This is a genomic window from Streptomyces sp. NPDC059037 (genome assembly GCF_042740015.1).
Classification (GTDB): domain Bacteria; phylum Actinomycetota; class Actinomycetes; order Streptomycetales; family Streptomycetaceae; genus Streptomyces.
Map to the genome: position 1 here is coordinate 1 of NZ_JBHYIG010000346.1, position 9,512 is coordinate 9,512.

General features: G+C 67.2%; 9 protein-coding genes and 2 pseudogenes. 3 read left to right on the forward strand and 8 right to left on the reverse strand.

Features of this window, described 5'->3' with window-relative positions; translation table 11 throughout:
* Nucleotides 1-279: pseudogene (locus tag ACFWY6_RS40965) on the forward strand (hypothetical protein); the annotation flags it as partial.
* A gap of 36 nt (nucleotides 280-315) precedes the next feature.
* The gene (locus tag ACFWY6_RS40970) at nucleotides 316-1,227 is read left to right on the forward strand and encodes a hypothetical protein (RefSeq protein WP_384701648.1); all 912 of its coding nucleotides are present in this window, start codon (nucleotides 316-318) and stop codon (nucleotides 1,225-1,227) included.
* A gap of 155 nt (nucleotides 1,228-1,382) precedes the next feature.
* Here ACFWY6_RS40970 and ACFWY6_RS40975 read toward each other — a convergent pair whose 3' ends face one another.
* From ACFWY6_RS40975 to ACFWY6_RS40985, 3 genes are all read right to left on the reverse strand, one after another.
* Nucleotides 1,383-1,964 (reverse strand): hypothetical protein, encoded by a 582-nt coding sequence (locus ACFWY6_RS40975; RefSeq protein ID WP_384701651.1) that lies wholly within the window; start codon nucleotides 1,962-1,964, stop codon nucleotides 1,383-1,385.
* A 144-nt stretch (nucleotides 1,965-2,108) separates the two neighbouring features.
* Nucleotides 2,109-2,231 (reverse strand): hypothetical protein, encoded by a 123-nt coding sequence (locus ACFWY6_RS40980; protein ID WP_384701654.1) that lies wholly within the window; start codon nucleotides 2,229-2,231, stop codon nucleotides 2,109-2,111.
* A gap of 119 nt (nucleotides 2,232-2,350) precedes the next feature.
* Nucleotides 2,351-2,560, reverse strand: a complete 210-nt coding sequence (locus ACFWY6_RS40985) for a hypothetical protein (protein WP_384701657.1) — start codon at nucleotides 2,558-2,560, stop codon at nucleotides 2,351-2,353.
* A gap of 578 nt (nucleotides 2,561-3,138) precedes the next feature.
* Here ACFWY6_RS40985 and ACFWY6_RS40990 point away from each other — a divergent pair.
* Entirely contained in the window at nucleotides 3,139-5,268 is a 2,130-nt protein-coding gene (locus ACFWY6_RS40990; protein WP_384701661.1) for a pentapeptide repeat-containing protein, read from the forward strand.
* 97 nt (nucleotides 5,269-5,365) lie between these two features.
* On the opposite strand, the gene ACFWY6_RS40995 is transcribed toward ACFWY6_RS40990, so the two are convergent.
* The 5 genes and pseudogenes from ACFWY6_RS40995 to ACFWY6_RS41015 form a co-directional block, all read right to left on the reverse strand.
* The gene (locus ACFWY6_RS40995) at nucleotides 5,366-6,322 is read right to left on the reverse strand and encodes an endonuclease/exonuclease/phosphatase family protein (protein WP_384701664.1); all 957 of its coding nucleotides are present in this window, start codon (nucleotides 6,320-6,322) and stop codon (nucleotides 5,366-5,368) included.
* Between the two features lie 151 nt (nucleotides 6,323-6,473).
* Nucleotides 6,474-6,814: pseudogene (locus ACFWY6_RS41000) on the reverse strand (site-specific integrase); the annotation flags it as partial.
* Between the two features lie 75 nt (nucleotides 6,815-6,889).
* The gene (locus ACFWY6_RS41005) at nucleotides 6,890-7,477 is read right to left on the reverse strand and encodes a hypothetical protein (protein WP_384701667.1); all 588 of its coding nucleotides are present in this window, start codon (nucleotides 7,475-7,477) and stop codon (nucleotides 6,890-6,892) included.
* An 83-nt stretch (nucleotides 7,478-7,560) separates the two neighbouring features.
* Nucleotides 7,561-8,010 carry a hypothetical protein gene (locus ACFWY6_RS41010; RefSeq protein WP_384701669.1) on the reverse strand — a complete coding sequence of 150 codons (450 nt, stop codon included), beginning with the start codon at nucleotides 8,008-8,010 and terminating at the stop codon, nucleotides 7,561-7,563.
* Nucleotides 8,011-8,090: 80 nt separating this feature from the next.
* Nucleotides 8,091-9,512 (reverse strand): mobilization protein (locus tag ACFWY6_RS41015; protein WP_384701672.1); only part of this gene is annotated, 1,422 nt, incomplete at its 5' end.

Genomic DNA, 9,512 nt, shown 5'->3' on the forward strand with positions numbered 1-9,512 from the left:
GCCCCCGCCGCGCCCCAGCCCCGCCGCCCCCCGGCGTTCCCGCCTCAGCCCTTGGAGGTGTCCTTCACGAACCCGCTTTCTGCTTCCGGCGCGCAGGGCTGCGAGCGCTGCGGCTCCATCGGCTTCCTCGCCCGCAACCGCGACCTCGCCCATGCGCCCGCCTGGTGCATCAGCTGTCACGAACGGGCCAACACCACCCAGGCCCGCGCCCATCACCCCTGCGAGGACGGCTGCGCCGTCGCCACCGACCACGACGGCCTGTGCGCCGTACGCGTCTGACCGCCTTGTCCCCGCCGCCTACCTCACGGAGGTCCCTTGTCCCTGCCGCTGATCCGGCTCGCCATCGGCCGTACGAACGGCACCGCCCACTACGGCGTCCTGCTCAATGGCGCCCAGCCGCTGACCGTGTGCGCCACGCACTCACCCGACCTTCAGCCCATCGGCGAGAACACGGCCCACACCCTGTGCCAGAGCTGCACGCGCGCCTGGCTCATCCTCACCACGTCGTCCTCCAGCGGCGAGCCGGACGCCAGGCCCGCGGCTGGGACCGGCGCGAGCGCCATGGCGCACCGGCCGATCCCCGGTCATCTGCTGGGCTACTGCGGCAAGGCGCTCGATAACCGCCGCTCCGCCGCGCGACGCACGTGCGCTAACTGCACGCGACTCAGCGACGCTCTCGCGGCCTTCACGAAGCGGGCCGTGGAGCTGGACTTGCCCGCGGCTGACCCATGCCACGTCGATGATGCCGTGCTGTGGGCGCCGAAGGGCCGCGCCAGCCTCGTCACCGGCCACTACCGGGACGCGGTCTCCGGCAAGGCGCATTGCGGTCGGCCGCTCGACCGTCCCCTGCCCGGCGCCCAGCCGTGCGCACCGTGCCGACGGTACTGGGAAGAGACCGAGGTCCTGCGGCAGATCCAGACCCTGCCTCGCATGCGCGAGCAGAGCACGGACTGGACGGACCGGGTGCGAGAGGTCTTCGACGACACCGTGGCCGAACTGGAGCCCGGCGACGCCTACACCGTCTCCGGATGCGCCCAGCGCCACCATGTGGCCGAGACCCTCGGGCGCCTGCACACCGGCCACGCTGAGCTGCTCGTCTACCTCGACGGCGAGGACCGGCTGAGCGAGGTGCGCGTACGGCGCGAGCGCCTCATCACGGTGGAGCGCCCTGGTCCCGGGAAACGGGAAGGGGAGGAGGGTGTTCGCGGTGTCAGCAGGGAGCGTTGACCAAACCGCGTTGCCCGGCAGGCCGTTTGGCCTGCTGGGCCTTCGTCGTATGCGCTGACTCTCCCCGGCGTGTGTCGGGCCGCCGCGTCGGCGGCATCTCCACGGCTGAGGAGGTGAAGGGTCCGCTTCCTACTCCGAGACGAAGATGGTGCGGGTCAGGGCATTGGGGCAGGTGGCTCGGTTGTTCCGCCTGCGATCCAGGAATTGCGGCTTCTCCCCATCCAGTGCCACGGCTCTCGAAGGTGGAGCTGTGCCACGGTGACGTAGTGGGACAGGTGACGGTCGAGCTCCGCCGCGCCCACCGAAGGGTCGCTCAAGGAGTTGTCGATCGCGTGTATCAAGAACTGCGCATGCGCCGTGACATTGTCGGTGCCCTCCAACCGCAGTACCTGATAAGCCCGCTCGGCCTCAGCCAGAAGCGTTTCGTCCAAGGAACCCTGATCTCGCTTGCGGTCTTCGACGAGCGCCTGGGCGGCTTGCAGGAAGGCCACGTACGCCTCGCGCTTAGCGTCGATCTGCTGATTCCTGGCCTGCGCTTCCAGTGTCTGCTGCACCGTCTTTAGAACGGCCTCGGCTTGCTTCTCCCCAGCGTGCCGTGCCGCAGCAGCCTGTTCCTCGCCGGCCAGCTGTGCCGCGGATGCTTGGCGAAGTCCGGCACTGCGCGTGAGCCAGCCGGTTACGACACTGCCTGCAATCGCTGATCCTGCCGCGATCAGCGCTACCCCCCACTCACTCATGATCGGTATCTTCTCGCATGCAGTCGGTGGTCGTATGTGCGGGGGAGACGCAGCCGCTCAGCAACGCCTGGCGAAATGACTGTGCCCCTGCCAGAAGTGGCAGGGGCACCGTTGAGTGCTGCCTCACGTGGTGTGGTTGGCGCGCTAACCGACATCGTGATTGCGGCAGATGGTCCGTATGCCGAACGCGATGAGGCTCACGCACACCCCGCAGATGACGCCCACCAGCCACCACCGCGGGTTGCCGGTGAACACCCAGGCGAACAAGCCAAACAGCGCAGCAGTCCCACCACCCAGCCAAAGAATGGGTGGCGCATCGGAGGCGGAATTGTGCGAAGTGCACATCCGAGAGCGCCCTTCCATGCATTGCACGCCGGGTAGGGATCTCATCCCTGGGCACGTGCCTTGTTCAGCGCCTTGTCGAGGTGGGCGTCAACGAGGGCTGGTGACCCGGAACCGGCGACGATGACCACCACGGTCCCGGTGCGGATCGCCGTCTGCTTGACGACGCTGCGCTGTCCGTCGACGGAGTAGGTAAGCAGCTGGCTCCACCGCTCCTCGCCGAGCTGGGGAGCGGTGGTCGCCTGGGTGGTCATGTCGGAAGCGCGCAGGTTCCCAGAATCCTGAGCGCTGGAGGGCCGGAACCTGCACGTCAACTGGTGGCTGTGGTGGTCCCGCGCGGGTTCACCGTGGTTCGCGAGACAGCCGGTCGGGCAGTACATTGTCCGCGACGGGGGCACCGGTGCGCAGGTGGGACGCCATACCGGGGACCTCCCTCTCGTCTCGTACAGGATTCGGGTACCGAGGCGTTCGCGTAGCAGGCAGGCGTGTGTGTCGCTTCGGATGGTGTTGCCACAGCCGGTCGGCAGCCATATCCCCCTAGGGCAGTTGCACCCGAGAGGTCCATGGACAGGTCGTCGTCGTCGGCCTAGCCTCAGATCAGCCTGCGACGCCTTGAAACGCACGCGCTGCGGTCTTGATGCGTTACATCTGGAGTCCGCTGGTCATGGGTGCACCCTCAGCTCCGTCAACAACACCGCCGCGGTGGTCACATTGCGGGAATGGTGCCAGCCTTCAGGACGACCCGGTCGGCTGCCGAGGTATTACGGTCCCCGGACACACCGCATGCCTGGCACATCTCACCGGTCCCGATCGTGTCGCGTATCTATCCGGCTTGGCTCCTGGTGCTGACATCGACCATAGCGGCACGCCCTTCACTGAGAGTCTCCTCGGCGATCTGCTGCGTGCCCTCACCGAGCCTCGTACGGGGCAACCCCGTCTGGGTACTGCTCAGTTCGATGAGGCAGTGTTCTCGGGTGACGCTTGGTTTCGCCGTGCGCGGTTCTCTGGCGCCGCAGGCTTCGTCAGGGCGACGTTCAAGGGTGTGGCTGAATTCGACCAGGCCAGGTTCCAGGGCGCTGCCAAGTTCGACCGGGCATGCTTTACCCGTCGTGCTGAGTTCGACAAGGCAACCTTCGAACATGAGGCCCTGTTTGACAGGGTCTTGTTCGGTGACACCGCAGTTTTCCGTGGGGCGAAAGTAGGCGGCATCGCCGGATTTGAGGAAGTGAAGTTCATTGGCGATGCCTGGTTCCGCGGTGCGGAATTCTCCGGCGCCGCAACGTTCTGTCGCACGATTTTCGAGATCACTGCAGGATTCGAGCAGACGAAGTTCACCGGTGCCATCGCGTTCGACGATGCCAAGTTCAGGGGCGACGCCTGGTTTGGCGGCCACGCCGCGTTCAAAAGTGATGCCCGTTTCAGGCAGGCGGAATTCGCTGGTGCAGCAGGATTTGATCACGCCACCTTTATAGGTACCGTCGGTTTCGATGGGGCAGTATTCACGGGGCCCGCCATTTTCCGTGGGGCCAAACTCTTCGGTGCTGCTCGGTTCCAAGGGGTCACGTTCTCCGACGACGCATCGTTCGACAACGTGACCTTCGAACGCGACGTGAGCATCGCCGCGACATTCTGCCGCGCTGGATTCGCGGGCGCCAGGTTCCACGGGATTGCCGAGTTCAGCAAGGCAACTTTCTCCGGCGCCGCAACGTTCAGTCGAGCAACGTTTTCCCGTGACTCTCGCTTCAACGAGGCAGTGTTCGCCGACTCTGCCCGGTTCGACCAAGCAGTGTTCGTCGGGAACGCTAGCTTTCGCGAGGCAGAATTCACGCAGCTGCCGCACTTCGGTCCGCTGACCTGCAGACGAGAAGTCGACTTGTCTGGTGCCGTGTTCGGAACACCAGTCACGATGGAGATCGCAGCAACGGTGGTGCGCTGTGTACGGACGCAATGGGAGGAGAAAGCAACTCTGCGTCTGCGCTATGCCACATTGGACCTCAGCGACGCTCTGCTCTCGTTCTCGGTTGCCATCACGGCCCATCCCACGCCCTTTGCCACCGGCTCGGCTTCCTTCATCAAGGAGGATCTCCTGGCAGGAAACAGCGACGTGGTGCGTATTGCCTCAGTTCGCAGTGTGGATGCCGCACACTTGGTCTTGACTAATGTCGATTTGCGTGCCTGCTTGTTCTCCGGTGCCTTGCATCTGGATCAACTGCGGCTAGAAGGCCACTGCGTTTTCCCTACCGCCCCTAGCGGATTTCGTCGTCGCGTCTTGCCCCAGCGGTGGACCCGGCGTCGCACGCTGGCCGAGGAACACCACTGGCGCGCTCTAACAGACAGCAATCGTAGCTCGCCTCACGGTTGGCACCCCGGGCCTCACCATCCCGATGCTGAGCTCACGCCAACGCCCAGCGTACTGGCCGCAACCTACCGGCAGTTACGCAAGGCATTCGAAGACGGCAAGGACGAACCCGGAGCAGCAGATTTCTACTACGGCGAGATGGAGATGCGTCGCCACGACCGAGACCCCGCACATGGTGGGACGCCGGTCGGGGAACGCGGCCTGCTGTGGGTGTACTGGCTGCTTTCCGGTTATGGTCTGCGTGCCTCGCGCGCCTTGGCGTGGCTGATAGCGGCTATGGCCAGCACGGTTCTCCTCCTCATGCTCTGGGGTCTACCCAGCGACAGTCCGAAGCCGGAGTCCTCAGGCACGGTGAAGGGCGAGCAGATCCACCTCACGACCGACACCCCTGCCCCTGCCAATCCGACCGGGCCACTAAGCGAGCGCCTGACCGGCGAACGATGGGAAAAGGGCGTGCGGGTGGTGATTAATTCGGTGGTCTTTCGTTCGTCCGGCCAGGACCTCACCACGGTCGGCACGTACACCGAAATGGCTTCCCGCATGGCTGAGCCCGTCCTGCTCGGCCTCGCTGTCCTTGCCGCCCGTGGTCGGATCAAGCGCTGAATCTTGCCCAAACAGGCTGGGCTTCCTGACGGGGATTACCTGGCTCCTTCCGAGACTATGAGCCGTGCACGGGACCTGGGTTCATGTGATCACGACTTCAGGCATAGAGCCGCACCCACACCGGAGCATGGTCGGGTTCCGTAGCATCGCGGCGGCTTAAGGGGTCATCGTCAATCGAGGGCAGGCTGTAGGGAGCCGTATCGGAAACTCCTGTGCCGACGGCCTCGACACCGAACACGAGCCGGTGACTGACGAGGATGTGGTCGATGAGTTCAGGCCGTCCAGCATGGATACGGGAATGACGGCGCCCGGCCGGGATCAGCGGGGCCAGATTCCACAGCCGGGAGCCATCGCCGTGGTCTGGGCGGTTAAATCCGGCGGTGCCTAGCTCGGAGCCCGATGGACCGCACAGAATCTGTGAAGTGGCCGCGCTGGCCCCGTCGTTGAGATCTCCCAATACCACTACAGTTTTCTCTCGTCCGTCGCCTTCGAGCAGCCGGTTAGCCAGAGCCCGCAGGGCGACCGCCTCCGCGGTGCGCCGGAACATGGCGTAGCCGCCGAACCGCGCACGCTCCTCCTCGTCGCGCGGGTGAGAGCGGCCGCCGGGATAACTGAGCAGCTTGGACTTGAGATGGCAAACTGCCGCATCAATCGGAGGGCCACCATCGGGCTCGACGCGTACCGCGAGTACACCGCGACCTGCTTGGCTCGTCAGCACCGATGAGTCGTCACTCTGGACGGGACGCATCCGCTCGTGAAAGGCAACAGTGTCGGCGATAGTTGTGAGTGGAAGTCGGCTGAGGAAGCCGACCCGTGTACCGCGGTCGTCCGGATACTCCGAGAGCGCTCTGTGCCAAGTGCCGCCGGTCAGGTCCGCCAACTCGTCGAGTGCCTGCGGATCGCCGACCTCCTGGACTGCGAGGAGGTCCGGGCTCAGTTCCGTGATGCCTGCGGCAAGTGAGGCCAGCTTCGCCTCATATGTCGCCGCGTCTCGCGGCCCGAACTTACCACCAGGAAGAAAGAAGTTCTCTAGATTCCATGTGGCGATGAGCACAGCGGACTCCCTCCGTGGTGCCAGCCCGAGGTTTTCATCGTGACAGCGCACCGGCAGTAAGAACAGTCGGCTGGCCTCCGATGGGAGACGTCTGATCCCGGACGCAACGGCGCTGCTGGATCGCACCCGCAAGGGCCGCCGGTACGACGTCGTCGATCTTGTTGATCTTGCCGCGCAGGGTCGACGGTGCCCGCTTGCCCGGACCGGCGAAGTAGCGGTCGACCTCACGAAAGGTCAGCTGCCACGGGACCGTGCCGTAGAACTCACAGACCTCGATCACGGGCTTGATCAGCCCGTCCAGCGTCGTCGGCGCCAGACCCGCCGCGTCGCGCGCCCACTGGTACTCGGACAGCGTGTCAAGGAAGAAACTCTCCTCGTCATGCACCGAAATCCGGGCCTGGCGGCGCCGTTGGAGCGTGACCACGTCCGCGAGCCCGGTCTCAACCGAGACACCCCCGCCGGGTCCGGAGCTGAGCGCACGAGCGTCAGCACGCGACTTTCGGAATCTAACACGAGGCCGCAGATTACGGCCTCTACCCGCAGATTCTGCGAGTTACTGCGCAGATCTCACGCCATCGAGTGAACCTCGAGACGACCCCAATTCACCTGCCGAGATGGGGCTTCGCCCGCAACCTGGGCATGGAAGGAACCCGCGCGTACTCCACTAATGGCGGTGCTGCCCGAGACGACCTGGTACTTCGGGCAGGAGGCCATCGCCTCGAAGATCCGGCCGACGCCGTCGGACAGCTTGGTCGCGGTGTCGCTGTAGAGCTCCTCGCTCACCTCGGAGGTGCCGCCGACGCCGTACGTGAACGCGGCCTTCGCCTTGCGGGGGAAAGCGAGGCTTCCGCCGGCCGCCGCGTCCCCGCCGAGCTTGGCCAGCGCGGGACAGCCGATCACCGAGACATCGTCGTCGTGCTGGGCGCGCTCTGCCTTGCGTACGTAGCCCTCGCCCAGGTCCTGCTCCGTCAGGAGTCGCTTACCCAACGCGGCCGAGGACAGTGGCGTGGCCCCGGCGGCGTCGCTTCCACCGCGGGGCGAGGAGGCCGCCGCCCGTGGAGTCCCCGAGGAGCCGGAGCTGTCGTCGGAGCAGCCCGTCAGGGCCAGTGAGGCGAGTGTGGTCAGGACGCGAGCGGTCGTGGTGTGGCGACGCATGCGGAACCCCTTTGATGCGCGAAGCGGACAGGCTGACTGGGGCCGACACGCGATCCGCTGCCGGCGGGGAGGGGTTACGGGGATCAGTGGCCCAGGTGGCGCAGGCCGTCGTCCAGCGTGGGGTGGAAGTGGTCCACCGGACCGGAGTTGCGGTTGTACCAGGCCGGGTCCAGACGCGGCTCGGCGGTGTTGTGGCCGGCACGGCAGCGCAGCCAGATCGTGTCGTCGCGCATGCTGAAGACGATCCAGTCCCGGTACGCGCCGCACTGCGGGCACTCGCGTACCTCGCCGTCGATGACGAGTGGCTGCTCCCAGCGCATCATCAGTCCCTCGACCTCGTGGCGGGAGGGCACGCGAAGGTCCGACGGCGGGAAGTCGGGCACCTCCTGGATGCCCACGCCGTGGGCGGGCGGCGCGGGCTCGGCGGCCGGGCTGGCGAAGTCGGGTGCCTGCCAGATCGCGTGCATCTGCAGCATCGCCTGGGCGGCGAGCTGGGCGTCACGGAACTCGCGGTCCGCGCGTCGTCGAAACATTCGTCCCCCTCTTCGTCGTTGATCGGCCACACGGAGAGTGCCCCAGGTCCCTGACCTGCTGCAACTTGCAGATTCAGGAATCATCTCGGCTTCCTGGGCCGGGTGTTGCGCCGGGTGGATGGCTGCTTCGGCAGCCCGGGGCTCTGCGGCGTGGTGGTGTCGGCCTCGGGCATGGCGGAGGCATCCGCGGGCAGGTCGGCCAGGCGGCGCAGCCGCCAGACCAGGACGTCGCTGACCGACTCGGCGGTGCCAAGTTCGCGCCGTGCGACGGCCTCGGCGAGCAGGGCGGCGGGCTCGTGGCCGGCGGCTTCGACGTCGGCGAGAGTGCCGGCGAGCGCGTGCCAGCCGGGCTCGGCCAGGATCTGCTCGGCCAGCTCCGGCATCGCCTGGCGCAGGTGGGCCACCTGGCGGCGCTGGAGCGGCTGGGAGAGGCGGCGGCCACGGTGGCGCAGGACAGCCATGGGGTGCTGGGCGGCGGACTGGTAGGCGGTGCGCAGGTGTTCGGCGGCCTGGCGGGCGGCAGCGGCCTGCTGGGCGTGGTTCTTCTTGCCGTGCCAGTGTGCGGCAGCGATGACCAGGAAGGCGACCATGTCGATCACCATGGCGGTGGTGGCGCCGTCCTCGCCGCGTCCCAGGGCAGGCCCGCCGTAGATGAGGTCGCGGGCGGCCTGGCGCAGGGCGCGGTCGTGCCCGCGCTCGGCCTGTACGTGGGAACGGGAGGCGCGCTCGAAAGCACGCGCCGCCTCTTGGAGTTGCTTGCGGGTGTGGGCGGCGGACGTCTTGGCGAGGGCGTCGAGGACCTCACCGGCCGCCGCGATGAGGGCTGCGGCCTGACGGTCGTTGCCGTGGTCGATGATCACGAGCGCCTGCCAGGCAGCGGCTGCCGCACGGCGCCGTGCCCGTGCCGGACCGCTCGGCGCGCTGGCGCGGTCGTCCGGCCCGGCGGCGGCGTCCTGCTGGGCGGCCGACCAGCGTTCGCGGATCCGGGGGAGGGAGAGGTCGGGGGCGAGCGTGGAGCCTGCGAAGTAGACAGGCTCGTTGTCCTCGTTGTCCTCGTTGTCCTCGTTGCGGTCGTCGGTCAGCGCGACCTTGTAGCCGAGCAGGTCACCGGAAGGCGCGAGACGCTTGGCGACGAGCAGCCCGGCGGCGGCCAACCGGTCGAAGAACTCTTCCTCACCGGTGGCGCCCGCCACGGCCCGGCGGACGGTCTCGCGCAGTTCCTCGCGGGCGGTCCGCTCCCGACCCTGACGCTCCGCCTTGTGGCGCTCCGCACTGGTGGGCCGCTTGGCAGCGGTGCCGTCGCCCGCGTTGACCAGAGTCAGGCCCAACTCCTTCTCGATGAGACGGCATTCGGCCTGGGCCCGCATACCGGAGCGGGGTGAGGGGGGGCGGGGGGCCGGCCCGCCGAAACCCGGGGGGCAGGATTTGTGTTTTTTGGTCGCCGGCCGGCCCGGCGCCCCCCCCCCCCCCCGTGGCCCCGCACCCGGCGCACTGACACAGGC

Excerpts from the sequence above, each read along its gene's own strand:
- ACFWY6_RS41010 (WP_384701669.1), bottom strand. The coding sequence starts at position 8,010 with ATGTTTCGACGACGCGCGGACCGCGAGTTCCGTGACGCCCAGCTCGCC.
- ACFWY6_RS40975 (WP_384701651.1), bottom strand. The coding sequence starts at position 1,964 with ATGAGTGAGTGGGGGGTAGCGCTGATCGCGGCAGGATCAGCGATTGCA.
- ACFWY6_RS40985 (WP_384701657.1), bottom strand. The coding sequence starts at position 2,560 with ATGACCACCCAGGCGACCACCGCTCCCCAGCTCGGCGAGGAGCGGTGG.
- ACFWY6_RS41005 (WP_384701667.1), bottom strand. The coding sequence starts at position 7,477 with ATGCGTCGCCACACCACGACCGCTCGCGTCCTGACCACACTCGCCTCA.